General features: G+C 57.1%; 17 protein-coding genes. 5 read left to right on the top strand and 12 right to left on the bottom strand.

Annotation, left to right across the window (positions count from 1 at the left end; translation table 11 throughout):
- Positions 1-340: 340 nt before the first annotated feature.
- Positions 341-1,915, top strand: coding sequence for a B12-binding domain-containing radical SAM protein (locus tag JTM80_RS17875; RefSeq protein WP_172355151.1), 1,575 nt, complete (start codon positions 341-343; stop codon positions 1,913-1,915).
- Between the two features lie 72 nt (positions 1,916-1,987).
- Here JTM80_RS17875 and JTM80_RS17870 read toward each other — a convergent pair whose 3' ends face one another.
- The 4 genes from JTM80_RS17870 to fraC all read right to left on the bottom strand — a co-directional run bounded on the left by JTM80_RS17870 (position 1,988) and on the right by fraC (position 6,217).
- Positions 1,988-3,031, bottom strand: a complete 1,044-nt coding sequence (locus tag JTM80_RS17870; protein WP_172355149.1) for a DUF1611 domain-containing protein — start codon at positions 3,029-3,031, stop codon at positions 1,988-1,990.
- Between the two features lie 199 nt (positions 3,032-3,230).
- Entirely contained in the window at positions 3,231-4,505 is a 1,275-nt protein-coding gene (locus JTM80_RS17865) for an ATP-binding protein (protein WP_172355147.1), read from the bottom strand.
- Positions 4,506-4,683: 178 nt separating this feature from the next.
- Positions 4,684-5,565, bottom strand: coding sequence for a peptidoglycan editing factor PgeF (gene pgeF / locus JTM80_RS17860; protein WP_172355145.1), 882 nt, complete (start codon positions 5,563-5,565; stop codon positions 4,684-4,686).
- A gap of 64 nt (positions 5,566-5,629) precedes the next feature.
- Positions 5,630-6,217 (bottom strand): filament integrity protein FraC, encoded by a 588-nt coding sequence (fraC, locus tag JTM80_RS17855; protein WP_172355143.1) that lies wholly within the window; start codon positions 6,215-6,217, stop codon positions 5,630-5,632.
- 203 nt (positions 6,218-6,420) lie between these two features.
- On the opposite strand from fraC, the gene JTM80_RS17850 reads away from it, so the two are divergent.
- On the top strand, positions 6,421-7,554 hold the full coding sequence (locus JTM80_RS17850; protein WP_172355141.1) for a cob(I)yrinic acid a,c-diamide adenosyltransferase: 1,134 nt from the start codon (positions 6,421-6,423) through the stop codon (positions 7,552-7,554).
- A gap of 803 nt (positions 7,555-8,357) precedes the next feature.
- On the top strand, positions 8,358-8,657 hold the full coding sequence (locus JTM80_RS17845) for a hypothetical protein (protein WP_172355139.1): 300 nt from the start codon (positions 8,358-8,360) through the stop codon (positions 8,655-8,657).
- Here JTM80_RS17845 and JTM80_RS17840 read toward each other — a convergent pair.
- Together JTM80_RS17840 and JTM80_RS17835 are read right to left on the bottom strand one after the other, a co-directional pair.
- Positions 8,654-10,369 carry a ShlB/FhaC/HecB family hemolysin secretion/activation protein gene (locus JTM80_RS17840; protein ID WP_205369981.1) on the bottom strand — a complete coding sequence of 572 codons (1,716 nt, stop codon included), beginning with the start codon at positions 10,367-10,369 and terminating at the stop codon, positions 8,654-8,656. The two genes, JTM80_RS17845 and JTM80_RS17840, sit on opposite strands and share 4 nt — an antisense overlap.
- Positions 10,370-10,614: 245 nt before the next feature.
- Positions 10,615-11,802, bottom strand: a complete 1,188-nt coding sequence (locus JTM80_RS17835; RefSeq protein ID WP_172355135.1) for a DNA double-strand break repair nuclease NurA — start codon at positions 11,800-11,802, stop codon at positions 10,615-10,617.
- A gap of 516 nt (positions 11,803-12,318) precedes the next feature.
- Between JTM80_RS17835 and JTM80_RS17830 the strand changes: the two genes are divergently transcribed.
- Positions 12,319-12,537, top strand: a complete 219-nt coding sequence (locus JTM80_RS17830) for a hypothetical protein (RefSeq protein WP_205369979.1) — start codon at positions 12,319-12,321, stop codon at positions 12,535-12,537.
- A gap of 59 nt (positions 12,538-12,596) precedes the next feature.
- Here the strand turns inward: JTM80_RS17830 and JTM80_RS17825 are convergent, their stop codons facing one another.
- From JTM80_RS17825 to JTM80_RS17800, 6 genes are all read right to left on the bottom strand, one after another.
- Entirely contained in the window at positions 12,597-13,376 is a 780-nt protein-coding gene (locus tag JTM80_RS17825) for a dienelactone hydrolase family protein (protein ID WP_205369977.1), read from the bottom strand.
- 75 nt (positions 13,377-13,451) lie between these two features.
- The gene (locus JTM80_RS23200) at positions 13,452-14,093 is read right to left on the bottom strand and encodes a hypothetical protein (RefSeq protein WP_255548806.1); all 642 of its coding nucleotides are present in this window, start codon (positions 14,091-14,093) and stop codon (positions 13,452-13,454) included.
- 292 nt (positions 14,094-14,385) lie between these two features.
- Positions 14,386-15,474 carry a DMT family transporter gene (locus JTM80_RS17815; protein WP_205369975.1) on the bottom strand — a complete coding sequence of 363 codons (1,089 nt, stop codon included), beginning with the start codon at positions 15,472-15,474 and terminating at the stop codon, positions 14,386-14,388.
- 111 nt (positions 15,475-15,585) lie between these two features.
- Entirely contained in the window at positions 15,586-15,906 is a 321-nt protein-coding gene (locus JTM80_RS17810; protein ID WP_216655393.1) for a DUF6464 family protein, read from the bottom strand.
- A gap of 51 nt (positions 15,907-15,957) precedes the next feature.
- Positions 15,958-16,152: a hypothetical protein gene (locus JTM80_RS17805; RefSeq protein ID WP_172355127.1), complete on the bottom strand. Its 195-nt coding sequence runs from the start codon at positions 16,150-16,152 to the stop codon at positions 15,958-15,960.
- A gap of 208 nt (positions 16,153-16,360) precedes the next feature.
- A complete protein-coding gene (locus JTM80_RS17800) occupies positions 16,361-16,585 on the bottom strand; it encodes a Calvin cycle protein CP12 (RefSeq protein WP_205369972.1) in 225 nt (74 codons plus the stop codon).
- 456 nt (positions 16,586-17,041) lie between these two features.
- Between JTM80_RS17800 and JTM80_RS17795 the strand changes: the two genes are divergently transcribed.
- Positions 17,042-18,277 (top strand): FIST C-terminal domain-containing protein, encoded by a 1,236-nt coding sequence (locus JTM80_RS17795; RefSeq protein ID WP_172358872.1) that lies wholly within the window; start codon positions 17,042-17,044, stop codon positions 18,275-18,277.
- Positions 18,278-18,333: the final 56 nt, after the last annotated feature.

The following is an 18,333-nucleotide window of genomic DNA, read 5'->3' as shown; positions in this document are numbered from 1 at the left end:
CGGCCCCAGTTGGCAGAAACTTAGGGAACGGGAGGGCAGAGCGTAACGGAAGTTAACGAGAAATGAAACGAATAGTGAATAGATAATCCCTAATGTTATGAATCGGCGTAGGTTAAGGGGACATGAAATAGCCCCTGGCAAGCCAGTTAGGATCGGTCAATGCGACAGGTTCATGGGACAGGTCAATGGGACAGGCAAAATCGATGACTCTCTTTTCAGCCTGTTCAGCGGTGATTTCAATGGTGATTTGAGCAGTGACCGTTACCCCAACCCCTAACGTCTCAATTCCCAATTCCTAACGCCTTGCCATCACGGATTCTCCTCGCTCCCTGGAGTGCCTATGAATGTGCTGTTGCTCTGGCCCGTGATGCCCAATTCCTTCTGGTCGTATCAGGAAACGCTGGATCTAGCGGGACTGCGATCGACCAATCCGCCCCTGGGCCTAATTACGGTGGCGGCGATGCTGCCTGAAGACTGGAACCTGCGCTTTGCCGATCGCAATGTCTGCCCCGAAACCGAGGCCGACTGGGACTGGTGTGATCTGGTCATGATCTCGGCAATGGTGATTCAAAAAGCAGACTTTCAAGCGCTGATTCGCAAGGGCGTAGCGCTGGGTAAGAAAGTGGCAGTGGGCGGCCCATACCCGACCTCTTATCCAGACGTGGCCCAGGAAGCAGGGGCCCACTATCTGATTCTGGACGAGGGAGAATGCACGATTCCTCTGTTTCTGGAGGCGATCGCCCGCCACGAACCCAGCGGCATCTTTCGCTCTGCTGAAAAGCCGGATGTCACGCAAACGCCGATTCCCCGGTTTGACCTGCTGAATCTAGAAGCTTACCTGGCGATTACTGTGCAGTTTTCACGCGGCTGCCCCTTCCAGTGCGAATTCTGCGACATCATTAACCTCTACGGCCGTAAGCCCCGCACCAAAACGCCAGAGCAAATGCTGGCTGAGTTCGATCGCCTCTATGAATTGGGCTGGCGGCGCTATGTGTTTGTGGTAGACGACAACTTTATCGGCAACAAGCGCAATGCCAAGGTGTTCCTGCGGGCGCTAATTCCCTGGATGGAGGCGCACCAGTATCCGTTTATCTTACTGACCGAAGCCTCGCTGAACCTGGCAGAAGATGACGAATTGCTAGAACTCATGGTGAAAGCAGGTTTTACGATCGTCTTCATGGGCATTGAAACGCCCGATACCGAGAGCTTGGTGGGCATTAATAAACTGCAAAACACGCGCCAATCGCTGATCGATGCTTGCCACAAGGTCACACGGGCCGGGCTGCAAATCATGGCAGGCTTCATCATCGGCTTTGATGGCGAACGGCCGGGGGCGGGGCGGCGCGTGCGTGAGTTTATTCAGGAAACCGGAATTCCTCAGGCGCAATTTAGCATCTTGCAGGCGCTCCGCAATACCGCCCTGTGGAACCGACTCCAGCAGGAGGGACGGCTCACCGATGGTCTGGGAACCTTCCATCAGGGCACGATTATGAACTTTGTGCCGACGCGCCCCGTGGAAGAGATTGCTCGCGAGTATATCGACGCTTTCTGGCATATCTATGACCCGATGAATTTCCTGAAGCGCACCTTTCGCCATTTCCGCATGATGAATGGCTGGCGGGCTAAGAGCGATCGCCCCTTCACCCGCACCGAGTGGCAACTCTTCAGCGCGATTTGCTGGCGACAGGGCGTGCTGCGCTCCACGCGATTTCGGTTTTGGGGGCAACTGCTGGCGATCGCCCTCACCCGGCCGCGCCTGCTCTACGACTATCTCGTTGCCCTTAGCACCGGCGAGCATTTCTTCCAGTTTCGCCATGTGGTGAAAGCGCAGCTTGAGGAACAGCTAGCGGCCCTGGCAGCCGCGCAGTCTGTGCAAGCCGCGGCCGAGCGGCAGGTGGCCGAGGTGACGGGGTAATGCCAGATAATACCAGGTAATGTCAGGTAATATTAGATGATATCAGGTGATGACAGGTAATATCAGGCAATATCAATCCAGCACCACCTCCAAGATTCCCTCTGCGCCAAAGCGGATTACGTCCGTGCAGGGCAGTCCGGTTTCGTCCTGGGTCTGGGCGATCGCCCGCTGTGCGGCTGCTTCGTCTAGGTGAAAGGTGTTGAGGGCGATCGCCACCACCTTGGTCGGGGCGAAGGTGCCGCCTGCATGGACGATGGTTTCATAGACCTGGATAACTTCCGGCAACGGCGGAATGTGGAAACCAGGAAAGCTGCGGATTTCGGTTTGGCCCGCGCGGTGAACCAGGACGAGGTGGGTGGGCTGGCTGCCGCGCATCAGAGGCAGCGTGGCCGTGGAGGCGGGATTCATCAGGGAACCCTGGCCCTCGATGTGCAGAATGTCTTGGTTGGGCGCATTCCGCAGCACGGCTTGCTCGACGGCTCCAGCGGCAAAGTCAATCCGCACCGCGTCCAGCGGAATGCCGTCGTGCCCCAGCATTAGCCCCGTTTGCCCGGTGGCGATGAAGCGCGATCGCAGCCCCCGCGCCCGACAGGCCCGGTCTAGCTCCAGGCTGGCAGACATTTTGCCCACGCTCATATCCGTGCCCACCGTCAGCACTCGCTTGCAGGAGAGCGATCGCGCTTTGCCGCCGCCCACGGTCAGCCCTGGGGGTTCCTGCCGCACGTCCCAAATCCACTGTCCGTCGCGCACCAGATCCCGCAAGTCGGGAGCCGTCGCCATTGGCGTGTGCAGCCCGTTGACCACCGACAATCCTGCCGCCACGCCGTCCTTCACCTCTTGCCACCAGGCATCGGGCAGCGCCCCACCCGACGGCGCAATGCCAATGGTCAGCACGGTTGGGGAATAGGCCAGCGCCTCGCGCACCGAGGCCACAATCGGCACATCGCGGGGAATCCCAGTTATTTCGAGGAGCGATCGCCCCACCGCCGCTTGGTCAATCACCGCCACAATTGGAATGTCGCTATAGCGCAATAGAGACAGCCCTGTTTTGCCGTGGGAACCCTGCGTTCCCTCATGCAGCAGAATGGCAACCCGACTCTCAGCCGTCAGCATCATGGAATTTACTCAAGGGGTTTAGCAACTCAATTCGGACTAACGCAGTGGGATGATTTCTCGCAAGATGATTTCTCGCAAACTGGGCCCGCAAGAAATCATCCAAAACCCAGAACATTCATCGCAAGCGCGTCAGTCCTATACATATATCCATAATCAGGGGTCGGGAAGGCAATTATGGTAGCGCTTTTGTCTCACGCGCTCACCTGCCGCGTTCCAAGCCTGACTCTGATTCACGCTCCCCAGAGGTTTGAACCCCCCGGAGGGTGAAATAGAGCGTGCTGCCCTGCCCAGGTTGGCTCTCTGCCCAGATTTTGCCGCCGTGGCGCAAGACAATCCGCTGCACCAGCGCCAGCCCAATGCCCATGCCCTCAAACTCTTGCTCCGGATGCAGCCGCTGGAATGCGCCAAAGATCTGATCAGTGAATTCGGGCGGAAAGCCCACGCCGTTGTCGCGGACGAACAGCGTGTGGTCGGGCAGGCAGCCGATTTCGACGCGGGGCTGGGGCATAGGGCGGCTGAACTTGACGGCATTGTCGATCAGGTTGGCGAACACCTGCTGGAGCAGGGTCGCGTCGCCCGACACCGTTGGCAAATCTCTAATCACAAATTCGACGGGGGAACCGGGCTGTTCGTTGGACGTGGCCAGGGCGATCGCCCGATCGACCAGGGGACGGAGCGGCACTGGGCGCTGCACGAGCGATCGCCGGGTAACTCGCGACAGATTGAGCAGCCCGTCAATCAGCAGGCCCATCTTGCGGCTGCTGTTGCGAATGGTGTCCAGATAGTGAGTCACTTTGGGGTCATCCAGCCAGCCGTTGGCCGCTAGGCGATCGCCCAAGACCGCTACAAAGCCCGAAATATGGCGCAGGGGGGCCCGCAAATCGTGCGACACCGAGTAGGAAAAGGACTCTAGCTCGCGGTTGATCGCCTCTAGCTGCTCGGTGCGCTGCATTAATTCCTGCCGGGCCAGCACTAGGTCTGCGACTTGATCACGCTGCGATTCGCAAAGCGATCCCTGCGGACATTGTCCCTGTTGCGCTGCGCGGCACTGCTCGGTGAGGTCGATCAGCGTGCAAACTGCCGCTGACGGAGAGGCGCTTGGGGGCAGGGGCTGGATGCTCAGCCTGAGCCAGGTCACAGACCCTCCGAAAGCACTATTCTGCCAAGCCTGGGGTATCCCCACCACCGCTTGCAGGGTCGCTCCAGTGGCGATCGCCTGCTGAACCAACTGCGCCACCGATAGCTTCGACCCCGTTTCACAAATCCAGCCTTCAGTCAGGCACTCGAGCGGGCTATCCGGCGGCAAATCGCCCGTCAGCCCCAAGAGCGATCGCCCTATCTGGTTACAGAACTGTACCTCAACCCGCCGTCCACAGACCACCACCCCGACGCTTACTGCGTCCAGAATCGATCCCTGCTGCTCCCAACTGTCCACAACGCTGCTGACTCTATCGATCGGCTCCACCCTACTCATTGACGCTGATTAACCATCACTCACACACCAGGCGAAACATGGGAGACGAAACACGGGGCATCCGCCGCCAGAAAATTCTCTGCCCAATGCTTCTTACTCAGAATTCCCACAAAGGTTACTTTTCTCAACACTGACGCACCTTGCCTGATGCTCTGCTGTTCACCAGCTTGCCCAACACTTACCGACTCACAATTCCCGACCACTGCACCTGCTTGCGCCGCTCTCGCCGATAGGAGAAGAAATGCTCCGGTGTTTGATAGGTGCAGTAGGGGGCGATCGCCACCTGCTCTGGCAGCAGACCCAGATTCAGCAGTTGCAACTGGTTGACCCGGCGCACGTCCAGCCGCACCCGGCCGGGCTGTGGGTCGGGATGTAGCGGCGAAAGGGGCAGCGACCCCAGCGTTTCCAGAATGGCCTCAGCAACGCCATCGGGCAGTCGCGGTTTAGCCGGATCGGGCACATCGCTTGACGGTGCTTGTGGGTCGAGCAGGGTAGCGTCCTGTCGCCATCGTCCGGCAAATTCCGGCAATACGGTCGCGCCCACTTCGGCGGCAACGGTCGTCGAAACCTGGTACACCGCGCCGGCGATCGCCGGCCCCAGCGCCACCCGCAGGTCTGCTAACCGACTGCCCCGCTCCTGCAACCGGGCGATCGCCACGGGCACAATCTCCAGCGCCGTGCCCCGCCAGCCCGCATGAACCGCCGCCACCTGCCCCGTCGAAACATCCGCAATCAGCGCAGGCACACAGTCTGCCGAACAGACCCACGCCGCCTCCAGCGCTTCATCCGTCACGCCGCCATCGGCCGGCGGCCAGCCCGATTCATCTGCCGCGCCCAGACCTGCGGACGCTTCTGCCCAAATCTCTGCCGCGCTCAACACCCGATTGCCATGCACCTGCTTTACTCGCAGCGGCCGTGCCTCCGGCTTCAGCGCCGGGGTTAGGTATTCTGGGCCACACGGCGCAAACTGCCGGGTAAAAAAACCGTGATCAAACCCGTCCAGCAAACTACAGGTCAGGTAAGACGCGCCGCGCCAGTCACGCCATTGCCAGTCGTACATCAGAACCCTGGGGAACAAGAGGATAGACCTTGATGGTATAGCACTTGTTAGCACCAGGTGTGGATCAGCCGACCCGCAGAATTACCTCATCCACAATTCTGCGGGCAAATAGCACTGCCAAAATTGCTGTGTAGCTGAAGGCGTTTGCCGCCAAGAGGGTATTGGATAGGTTGGTGGGGGGTTTTTTATCGCGGTCTTTGTCTCGCAGCAGCCCTTGCCCCGAACGGTAGCGGGGACTGGAGGCTTCTCGGAGGGCGGCCCATTCGGCAGGGGAGAGCAGGAGCCATTCCAGCGCCGACAGCCCCAGTAGCTTGACCGCAAAGCTGGCAAAGAACGTCAGAAAACCTGCCAGGATAGCAGGAAACGCCGCATCGGCAGACCACTGGTCAAAAAAAATAAAGCCCAGCAACTGCTGCTTGAGCAGCGGCGACAGCAGGGGTTGGACGCTGAAAAACACAAACCATCCTGCGATCGCCGTCAACAGGTTCAGCGTTGCGGCAATTTGCACCGACTGCTGCGGCGAAATGCCGTTGGTCTGCTTGGGCGGCAGGGTGAGCTGCACGGCAAAGACGTGGGATTCAATGGCGATCGCCATCAGCAAAAACAAAATTTGAAAGGCGATCGCCCGCAGGGGCAAGACAGATGCGAACATTACCTGCTTATATAGATTAAGGAGTTGTTCGGAGGCGCTACTGGTAGCGTGCCTGCCCAGACAATGCCTAATCCCAGAGTCCCCTAAGGAAGATTCTGAGGAAAAAGCCTGTAATTCTCAAGACCGAGTGTAGCGTTTGGTAGGATGATTGCTTCCGGTGATTTCGCGTTCGGTGATTCTGCGTTCAAAACTATCTTAGAGCCATGACAAGAGCGGGTGTTGGCATTCGGACGGCGCAGCAGCGCAGCGAGCGCATCCTGGGGCAAATTCACGTCTACGACGGCGCGGGCAAAGGCAAGTCGCAGGCCGCGCTGGGCGTGGTGTTGCGCTCGATTGGGCTGGGCATTCGCACGTCGGCGCAAACCCGGGTGCTGCTGCTGCGGTTCCTCAAAGGGCCGGGGCGCACCTACGATGAAGATGCCGCTATCGAAGCGCTCCAGCGGGGCTTTCCCCATCTGATTGATCAGGTGCGGACGGGGCGGGCAGAGTTCTTTGGCCCCGACAATATCACCCGATTCGACAAGCAGGAGGCACAGCGCGGCTGGGATGTGGCCAAGGGGGCGATCGCCTCTGGGCTATATTCTGTCGTCGTGCTAGACGAGCTTAACCCTGTGCTGGATCTGGGGCTGCTGTCGATTGATGACGTGGTTCGCACGCTGAAAAATAAGCCCGAAGATCTGGAAATCATCGCCACCGGGCGCGGCGCACCCCCGCCCCTCCTGGATATTGCCGACCTGCACTCAGAAATGAAGCCCCACTTTCATCCCAACGCCGCCACCCACGGCATCGAGGGCATCGAGATTTACACGGGGGCAGGCAAGGGCAAGTCCACTAGCGCCCTGGGCAAGGCGCTCCAAGCAATCGGGCGCGGGATCAGCCAAGACAAGTCGCATCGCGTGCTGATCATGCAGTGGCTCAAAGGCGGCGCAGGCTATACCGAAGATGCGGCGATCGCCGCGCTGCACCAGAGCTATCCCAACCTAGTAGATCATCAGCGCTGCGGCCGCGATGCCATCGTCTGGCGCGGACAGCAGCAGGAGCTAGACTACGTGGAAGCCGAACGGGGCTGGGAAATTGCGCGGGCGGCGATCGCCTCTGGGCTTTACAAAACCATCATTCTCGACGAGCTAAACCCCACAGTAGATCTAGAGCTATTGCCCCAGCAGCCGATTATCCAGGCGCTCCTGCGAAAACCCCGCGATACGGAAGTGATCATTACCGGCCGCTGCAAAAATCCTCCGGCCTATTTCGACTTAGCCAGCATCCACTCCGAGGTCTTTTGCCACAAGCACTACGCCGAAAAGGGCATCGACTTGAAGCGCGGGGTTGACTTTTAGAGAATTTAGAGGCTGCTGTTTTGCCGAACGCAGGCTGAGAAACCGGGCGATCGCCCTTCATTTCCCAGCACCGACACCTTTCGGCGATCGCCCCCCGGATACCTTTTAGGGCATTGCACACTGGCCCAAGTCTGTCGCTACTCAACCTTTGCGGCTGACCCAAAAGCGGTTGGGAGTGTTCGGCTTGACCAGACCTCGAAGAACCGAGCCTTCGCAATTTGGGGGGCGAATCGCCTACCTACCGATAAGCTGACAGAACCAGGGCACTGAGGGCTAAGAGCTAATTTGTAAAGGAGCCTGAAAGCCTTGTTAATCAAGGATTTCCGAGAAACCGCTTTTCCTGGGCAAACATGACCTCAAAGCCACACATGCCAAGAGTTTCAGGCTTCTTAAGATTTGCTTCATAAATTAGCTCTAACTATTAATAGACTGAATTTTTCCGTCTAAGATCCCGCAGAGGGTAGATAGGCAGAACAATTCGGCATAACACCCTAAATACGCTACTTATGCAGATTTTTTCTGTATAAAACGCTGCTCAGACGAAATAGCAGGAATTATTCCGCATAATTTCAGATCCCTCAGGGAGTCGAGCAAGTGTACTATCGGGCGCAAGGTACATCTACTTATCTCTATGCAGTCACCTCCTGAAAAATTGCTGGATCAGGTGCGAGATGCTTTGGGAGCATGTCACCAGAAGGGATTGAAATGACCGTCCGGCAGAAGATTCAAGCGCATGTGAGTCCAGAGTTGGAAAAATTTTTATTGGATCGCTTACAGCAACAACCGCAGGACGACCCCGAAGGTTGAAAAGCACATTGGGAGAGTTAGAGATTACCAGCAAACAAGCCGAAAAGTTGAAGGTGTTGCCGCATCGCCAAATCAGCCCACATTTAGAGAACTGTTGTTTACCTCTGAGTGCGACGGTTTCTTACGAGCAGGCAGAACGGGATCTGGCTTACCTGACTGGAATTCGGGTTCCTGCCAAAACTCAACAACGCATCGTACATCGTCAGACATTTGATTTACCAGAGGTTGAACAACCGATTGAGGAGTTGAGTGTGGATGGCGGTAAAGTCAGAGTGAGAACACCTTTGGGTCATTAGAACCGATAGTCTACGGAAAAGTAGAACCCGCGATCCTGGGCGTTTTCGCCTGCGCCGTCAAACTCGGTGATGGGAATGGCGAAGTCCAGCCGCAGGTTGAGCCGGGGCAGTGCTTCCCACAGCAGCCCCACGCCTGCCCCGACGAGAAACGGGCTGTCGTCGCCGTCGCCATTCACCCAAACGGTTCCCGCATCCACAAACGGCGCGACCTGAAACACCGATTCGCCCGCTTCGTTGCGCCCCAGCGTGATGCGATCTTCCACCGAGACGCGAAAGCCGCTGTCGCCCAGCAGCGCATTTTGCCGATAGCCCCGCAGGGATTGTCCGCCGCCGATCGCCAACTGTTGCGAGGCCGGGAGGCGATCGCCCGAAAGCTGTACATCCGCCTGCACAATCAGCACGTTCCCCGGCTGCAAAATCTGCACCCGCTGCGCCCGTCCCAGCCAATAGACAAACAAACTGTCGCGATCGCCCCCCACATCCGCATCCAGCAGCCCCACGCCCACATTCAGCGTCGATTGCAGCGCCCAGGCCCCCGACGCATCCCGCCGCACAAAATCCTGCCCAAAGGCAATCAGGCTGGTGGATTCACTCTTGAGCAAAAAATTGTCAAAAAAGCGATTGTCGCTAAAAAACGAGCTGCCATCCCGGTGCAGCAGACTCAGCGACAGAGCAAATTCTTCGCGGGGCGTTTTGAACAAGGGCTGGCGAAAGCTGAGTTCATATTCATCGGCGCTGCCGCTGAGGTCGAGGTTTACAAATTCTGGGTCAGTGATGCGATATTCGCTGGGGGCGTAGCGCAGTTGCACCGTGCCGTCCATCGGGTTGAGCGATAGGCGATAGGCAAAGTCGAAGCTGCTCGATCCACCCGTGGTGCTGCGGTAGTAGGTTCCCGAAAGCTCGTCGCCCCAGCCCGTCAGGTTGCGGGCCACCAGCTCCATACCCAGCCGCTCGGAGCCAACGCCAGGGGGCGAATAGTTGTCTACGCTGACAAAGCCAGTGACGGGGCGCGCCTCCGTCACGCGCACCACCAGAATACTCTGACCTAGCCCGCTGCCCGCCCGCAGGCTGGCCTCAACGGTTTCAAACAGCGGATTCAGCCGTAGAAGCCGCAGTTGGTCTTCCAGTCGCGCCTGATTCAGCGGCGTGGTTGCCCCCAGCAAGATGCGGCTCCGCACATAGTCCGGATGGAGACGATTGGTTCCTTCGACCTCAATGCGCTCCAGGCTGCCCTCCACAATGCGGTATTGCACCACGCCATCGGCCACAAGCTGGTCGCCCAGAATGGCCCGCGAGGTCAGGTAGCCCTGGTCGAGATAAAGCTGGGTCAACTGATCGGCAACCTCGCGCAGATCGGCCAGGGTGAGCGATCGCCCTTCGTAGGGCTGCACAATTGGCGCAAAGTCTGCTTCGGTAAACACCATACTGCCCAGCACCTCAATTTGCCGAATGGGGATTTGCACTGCTTCATCCGTCGGCAGCGGTTGGGGAAACCCATCGGGAGGCGACAGGATAGGGGCTTGCGCTTCGGGCGACAGGGGAACGGCTGGTAGGGTCGGCGCGGGCAGGCGATTGCGCTCTGGCTGGGTCGGCGCAAACTGGGGCGGAACCGCCTGGGCCAGAGCGATCGCCCCGCCTGACATCCCCCCCCACTGGAACCCCAGCAGCACCCAAACGCCAGCAGCGGCAATGGTCTGCCCAATCTTTTGCATGAATGGCTCTCCTCACGGTGGCTCTCCGCCAGTGTGTACGCTGGAGAGTCCCGACCTCATAGATACCCCTATTGCGGGCCGTTTAGGGATAATCTCTAGAAAATTTTATTGATCCTGAATGTTCTATGGGACTTACGCAGTTGAACGATTTCTCGCAGGCTGCGTCCGCGAGAAATCGTTCAGAACTTGGAAAACTTGTCGCAAGTGCGTAACTCCTGTTCTAAATGGACCGCGATCTGGTGGGGCTAGCGCCGCCGGGCTTTGCTCACCATCTTGCGAGAAAAGCGCAGGTCTAGCCCCTGCTTGTCGGCCCATTCTTGCAAAAGGCGAAAGAACAACTGGCGATCGCCCACTTGCAGCACCGCAGTCTGATCCGCCGTTTCGATGGCGTAGGGATAGCCGCCGCCCGCAATCACCTCCGCCCGCACCCAGTCAATCACAGTGTCCGCCAAGCCCGCCTCCACCACCCACAGCGGGAGTTCCAGCCGAGCCGGGTAGGTGTCGCGGGTGGTCTTTAAATACGTAAAGGCAATCCGGCGGCGATGGTGGCCATAGCGACTTAAAATGCCCGGCCGCTCGCAGAGAAACAGCGGCGTGCGATCGCCCCAGCGCATCAGCGCGTTCAAAATCTGCGCGTCGTGAATCGCGTCGGCTGGCTCCAGGTCATACAACAGCCGCAGCATCCGCACTAGGTCATCGGCATAGGACGTGTCGATATAGGCCACCAAGGGCACTCGCTGAGCTTCGCTGGCGTGCAGCAGCGGCAGCAGACAATCTACATAAAACTGCTGGTTTGCCTCGTCAAACGGTTCTGCAAAGCTGGCCACCATCGACCCGTCCAGAAACACCAGCGTTTTCTCGGAGAGGTTCTGTAATTGCTCTTTTCGGCCCTGGATATACTCCGTCAGCCGCCGCGTTTCAAGCTGAAATCGACGCATATTCACCCGCCGATCCACTGGGTCGCCCTTGCCGCCCTCGCGCAAATCCTGCGGGGTCATTAGGTCTACCGCCACGTCCTTTTCGTAGGCTCCGCTGGGACGGTGATGATTTTCATACCAGCCAATTTGCACCAGCGCCACAGGAATCGACAGGTCTTTGCCGGGGTAAATCTGCGACCCATCAACGGCAAAGGTGGTGACATTCAGCAGGCGATCGCGGGCCCAGGCCAAGCTCTGTTCTCGGTTGTCCCACTGGAGTTGGCAGGGCAACACGCACTGCGGCGCATGGGCCAGGCTCTCGATCGGTCGTGCGCCCAAGTCATCGCCCGGATATTGGGCCAGCAAGTGCGATCGCCCCTCGTCGGAAAGCTGAGAAAACTGGCGCAGCGCCGCCCAGTAGCTCTGCAACCGCTGCACTGCTGACCGATCAAACGCGGTGAACTGCTCCCGTCGAGCATCCAGCAGTTGCAAAATCTGGGAAGGCTTGAGCGTCATAGCGAACCTGCATGGATTGAACTGAGTAATACCTAAATACTAGTCTCAAATCGCGGCTTCAGGTCGCCACTTTATCAATCCCTCACGCCATTCAGGCTCGGCAAAGTTCAATGATTTCTAGTAAACTCAGCCGATGAAAGTTGATAGAAAATAACCCAAAATCCCAGAAATTCGTCGTAATTGCGTAGCTACTGATTAAAATCTTTTACTCCAAATACTGATACCTGCGTATTCCACGGAGAAAAGCTTGTCTGCAAAGAAAAAATCGTTGAAACTACGGAGTCCCAAAGATTAAAAAAATATAAAAAATAGGATCATTCAGGAATGTCTCTGCTCAGGTTCTCGGAACGCCCGCCGCAAAACCACGGACATGCAAAATCCAAAGAACCTTTTTTGTTCTAAGACCGTGCAACAGTTGCCAAATCTCACTGACATGGAACGCTGAGTCATCCGCATATCCCCTCAGCTGTAGGTTCATCCAAACTTCGTCCAAACCTAGATGGAGTCAAGACTCACATGATTGGTAGTACCGTGAATATTGCAGACGTGTTTCGCTTCGCGGAAGAACGGGGCTGCACCCTCCGCATCGGCATGATGGACAATCGCCTTCTGTATTGGGTCGAAAGTCGATACTTTATCGGTCGTCCCTACAGCCAAATGAACGATTTGGTGGAGTTTCTTGAAACGCTGCCGCTGGTCATGCCCGGAGAAGCAGCCGCCAACTTCAGCCTTTAGCAGCAGAAGCGCTGGCGTTTCCGATGACTCGATCCAGAGTAGCGGTTCGGAATCGCAGCCTACAAAGCGCTATCGGTGTTGCTGTCGGTCTGAAGCTGTTGAAAAAGCTGCTGGACTTTTTCCCAGGCATCAGCAGCCGCTTCGGGCCGATAGTCGGGCCGGCGATCGCAGAAGAAGCCGTGCCCCGCACCGTCATAGCGAAAGACGCGATGCGCGATGTAGTTTTCCTGGAGGGTCGATTCGATTTGATCTACCTGCTCTTGGGGAATGCTGGCATCCTCTTTGCCAAAGAATAGATAGATCGTGCCGTTGATATCTGGCGTGTAGCTGACGGTGGGAATGCCATTGCCAGGACACCAGGTGGTGATGCCCGCCCCGTAGAAAGATGCAGTAGCCACGACTTCTGGCAGCGTCGCCGCCAGATACGCCACATGCCCGCCAAAGCAAAAGCCGATGCAGCCAACACCGCCGGGTTTGACCTGGGGCAGCGCGTGCAAAAAGGCGATCGCCGCCTGGATATCACTCAACAGGTCTTCTCGCTTCGTCTGCTCTTTGTAAACCCGTCCCTGCTTCACGTCTTCTGGCGTGTAGCCCGCCTCGAACCCCGGCGCAAGTCGCTGATAAATGGCAGGGGCGATCGCCACATAGCCCAGCCCTGCAACGCGCTCTGTCACGTCGCGGATATGCTCATTCACCCCAAAAATCTCCTGAATCACCACCACCGCCGGAAACGGCCCGTCGCCCGCAGGCATCGCCAGATAAGCATCAATCTGCAAATCGCCGTTGGGAACCTGCACCCATTGCGTCGGGCTAGAGAGGAGTGGTGTCTGGCGGGGCATGGTGAGTCAACCTGATGATGAATCGGGGCTTGATTTCAGATTGGGACTTGAATCAATCTTCAGGACAGCTTTATCCTAACTCTCCAGCTTACTATAGACGATATATCCCCTCAAAACTTCCCATACAGAAGAAGACCAATAGGACAAAAAGCTCCTCAGCAAGACAACCTCGATAAATAGCAAAACAACACCCAACAATAAGAAAATTGAGAGTTCCATCCTCTTGGAAAACTTTCGGGTAAACGCCTTTGTTGCAGATAGGGCAAAAATGGGAAAGCAGATGAGAAGACTCCGAGACATCGTACTCATAGCCATCATCTTTTCAGCGATTTCGGCAGTTTTAGGCAGCTTTTCATAGACAATGAGCGATGCATATCGATAGTAGTCAACATCGCCCAGGGGAGTAATTTCCAGGCTGTTGTCGATCAGCGCTCGAACCGTCTCTATATCTGGAAAGTCTCTAATAATCTCCTCTAGCACTCCCTCTCCAAACAGGTAGTACAGCGGATAGATGACCGTTTCTGAGAGCCGATGAACGATGATGCCCAACACGTAGGACAGAATCAAAAAAAGGGTCAGCATTCCAAGGCCAATCTTGTCATTATCCAGGCTTAAGGATTCTGGTGAGAATAGAAACAGCAGAGAAATGCCGATTAAAAATCCTGGAATGACATAGACCAGTGTATCGAATAGATTGGACGGTAAAATGCTGTTCACGTCGCGACTGCCTGACACATCTCTGGAAACCCCTGATTTCTCGTAGGGGACGCTGGCCCAAAAGCTCCTCTGACCAAGCCCTCCGGCTCCAACTCAGGAGCTATGGGCTTCGATCCCAAGACAACGAATTTTCTGGGCTTTCGGGACTTGTGTCAGGCAACCAGGTTCACGTCGCTTTGCTGGTTTAACTTGTAAGGCTTCAGGTGAAAGTATAGCGATGGCTTTCGACGATTTTCTAAATCGTAACTTATGTTTTTCTTTTGGAAAGAACTAAAGCAAAAACTTCGCGATCTTACTTGGTAATGGACAGGTAAATACCTGTCAGCACGACCGCAAAGGCGATCGCATCCATTAGGCTAATGGTCTGCGAAAACGCCACCAGCGCCAGCCCTGCGGAGATTATGGGCACCGCCAGCAGCACCACCGACACCACGCCCGCCGAAAACCGCTTGAGGCTGTAGGTAATCAACCCGTGGCCACCCATTTGCGTCACCAGCGCCAGCCCCACGACGGCCGCTGCGCTCGTTCTGCTTGGGGGCAGGGGCGATTCGCCTTGGAGCAGCACAGTGGGCAGCAGCAGCAGACTGCCAATCGCGCATTCGCCCATTGCCAGCAGGGGTACCGAAAAGCGCGATCGCAACTGTTCCATAATCAAAATTTCGGTGGCAAACAGCAGCGCCACGCCCAGGGCCGCCGCATCTGTTCTGGAAGTTTTCGATTCCTGTTTCCTACCTACAAACAGCAGCGCCACGCCCAGGGCCGCCGCATCCCCCCACAGGCTGTTGTCGCCGCCGCCAAAGTCGTCGATGCCAATGGCGATCGCCCCGGCCACCGCCACCATCATGCCAATCAAAAATCGCCTGCTAAACCGCCGCCCCAGCACCAGCCATGCGCCCAGCGTGGTGAACAGCGGCATCATGTGGGTAAACAGCGAGGCTTTGGCAACGCTGGTCTGGGTAAACGACCAGGCCAGCAGCACCAGCGACAGCGCAAAGCAAACGCCCGCCGCCAGCAGCAGCAGCCCGTCTGAAACTTTTGGTGGATTGGTCTTACGAAGTTCCGGAATCAAATCGGGCTGGCGCACTGCCTGAATCCCGTTTAGCCCAGCAAAGACGATCGCCGCGATGATCAGACGATTGAGGGCGATCGCGTTGGGACTCATCTCGCGCCCCGCCGCCACAAAAAAGATAGAGCCAATGGAAATACCAAATAGGGCCATCCCTAGCGCTGCGGCCGCCTGCCAGTGTGCGGGGCGGCTTTGTCCGGTCTGGCCCGCCGAAGACTCGGCCGCGGCCTGCCATTCCAGATCCGTCGAGCCGACTGCCGAATCTGCCGCCAAATCGGTCATTTGCGGCTCCAGATTTTGTTCTGCGTTACTCAAAGTTGCCCGACCGCCTGCTGCCTACCTGAACCTTACGTTTGACTTCTGCACTATAACTTCTGCAACTTCTGCACTATAGAGCAATTCGCCTCAGGAAATTGTGCGCGTTGCTCAGGAATCGAGCATCACCGACTCATCGGGAATCACCGGGTCGTATTGTCGGCAGCCTTCGCAGGGGCCCGACGGGTTGATGGCGCAGCGGAGGTAGCGCGATCGCGCGTTGTAGCGACAGGTAAAGTCTCCAATCAGCAGCCCGATGCCTTCGATGTAGCGCAGGTCTGGCGTGGGCTGGAGGGAGGGGAGTCCTCGATGGGCGATCGCCTCTAGCGCATGGCGCAGTCGCTCTTGAGCCTGGGCATCGGCTTGTCGCATGATCCAGAGCGACACCAGTGAGGGGGTGAGTCCAATCATCAAAATGAGCAGCGCAACCATCACAGCACAGCGTTTGAAAAAACCGAGTGGTAAAACCGAGTTTTCTTCATGCTAATGCCAGATGGGGCAAAAGGCAGAGGGCAGAAACAGCAATGGACAGAGAGAATTGAGCGGGCGATCGCTCTCCATCTCTCTGCCCATCACCAAAGCTTGCGGAATCACAAGCCATAGCCAGGCGACTTCAATCCAAAGTAGCCTGCCTCTTGGTACATAGAGCCAACTCAATGGCTCCGCCCAAGAGGACATTTGAAAAGTCCTACGATTTGTAGCAAAGCGTGTAAGATTCCCCCGAATCCCCCCTTTTAAGGGGGATCTTAAGGAAAAAGGGGGACTCTAAGGCAGTTTCCCCCCTTTTTAAGGGGGTGCTAAGGGGGGATCTCTGAATGCTTAACATTACAGGCGATACCCTTTCAAACACCCTCTAAGGAAACCCTCTATTATTCGATTGATTCGACTAGTTGTCGTAGACGCGGCACTCTGCGGCTTCGGGGTTGTCGTCGCAGTATTGCTCCAGCGAAGTCTTCTCTACTTCCTTGTCGCGCTGGTGGGAGGCTTCTGCCTGAAGTTCCTCAACTGCATCCCATGCGGCAGCACACTCGGCAGATCCGTCGCCCTTGAGTTCACAGACTTCGCGAGCTTCTTGGCGCTCTTGTTGAATTTTGGCTTGGATATCGCTCATAGATTTCAGTGGCTCTAAAGTTGCAAATTTGATTCTAAGGTTCGAGCTTCAAGCTCTACTAACAAGCTCTACTAAGGAGCATAGGAAACATCTAATCTGAGAGGCATCTAATCTGAGACGGATCTGAGCAGCAGCGCTCAGAACAGGCATCTCGGTAGAAGGCATCCAGACAGATCGTGCGAGGAACCTCTCGGTAGCAGGCCGGTATCCTTTTTCTTAGAGTACCCTGAGGACGGGAGCCGTCAAGAGAATGGCGGGAATGTCTTAAGGTCTTAAGGCAAGGGGTCTGTCTACCTAAAGCTGGAATCAAACAGGTTTTTGTCTCGTCTCCATGCTAGCAAGCGATCGCCCTTTCCCGTGGGTCGAGATATCCCGACTGTCCCATTCGGCACTACCATTTTTCTATGAGTAGCTAGTTGTCACTGATACGAGGGGGAACTGCCCGTGGCTGACACGATGCGATGGGTCAATGCATTATCCACGCGCCCGTCTCTAGAAGCGGCAGTGCGAGAAGTGGTAGCGCGATCGCAAGCGCAGTTGGGTTCCCCTGCCGATCTGGGATTGGTCTTCATCTCATCCACCTTTGCCAGCGAATATCCCCGCCTGTTGCCCCTACTCAGTGAGGTGCTGGATCTGCCTGTGCTGGTGGGCTGTGGCGGCGGCGGCATTGTGGGAATGGCCGGCCCCGACTCGATCCAGGAAATTCAGGAAATCGAAGGCGAAACCGCCCTCAGCCTCACCCTCGCCCGCCTCCCAGGGGTCAAGCTCCACGCCTTTCACCTGTCTGCGGAAGACTTGCCCGACCTGGATAGCCCGCCTGATGCCTGGGCTGAGTTGGTCGGCGTTGATCCAGCCGAACGTCCCAACTTTATCCTGATGGCGGAACCTGTGTTTTCTAGCATTAACGACCTGCTGCAAGGGCTGGACTATGCCTATCCGGGCGCAATCAAAGTGGGGGGTCTGACGGACGGCAGCGGGATGGGGCATGGCAACCTGTTTTGCAACGGCAAGCTCTACCGAGACGGCGTGGTAGGCGTGGCGCTGAGCGGCAACCTGGTGATGGAAACCATTGTGGCGCAGGGCTGTCGGCCCATTGGCCAGCCGTTTCGCGTGGTGGAGGGCGATCGCAATATTATGATTAAGATTGCGCCAGAAGCCGCCCAACCTGGTTCCACCCCCGACAGCACGCCGCTAGAGGCGCTGCAAGAGCTACTGCAAGACCTCAGCGAAGAAGACCGGGAGCTGGCCCAGCATTCGCTGTTTGTCGGCATTGCCCAGAGTGAGTTCAAGCAGCAGCTCGAGCAGGGCGATTTTCTGATTCGCAATTTGCTGGGGGTCGATCCCCGCGCTGGAGCAGTGGCCATTGGCGATCGCGTCCGTCCGGGCCAGCGCATCCAGTTTCACCTGCGCGATGCCGATGCCTCGGCGACAGACCTGGAAACCCTGCTGCGCCGCTACCAGGCCCAGTCTGGGCAAACGTCTGCTGCCGGAGCGCTAATGTTCTCCTGCTTGGGGCGCGGCGAAGGGCTGTATGGCAAGCCGAACTTCGACTCCGCTCTGTTCCGACGCTACATCACCCAAGCGCCGGTCAGCGGCTTTTTCTGCAATGGCGAAATTGGCCCCGTCGGCAGCACAACATTTCTGCACGGCTATACATCGGTGTTTTGCATTTGCCGTGCCCGGCAGGCGTGAGGGGGAGGGGGTTGGAAGGTGGTGGGGATAGCGTAGTGCAGATTTTGGGTTTTGGA

Origin of the sequence: Thermoleptolyngbya sp. PKUAC-SCTB121 (assembly GCF_016919485.1) — a bacterium.
Lineage (GTDB): Bacteria > Cyanobacteriota > Cyanobacteriia > Elainellales > Elainellaceae > Thermoleptolyngbya > Thermoleptolyngbya sichuanensis.
This window is presented reverse-complemented; position numbering and strand designations above follow the sequence as displayed.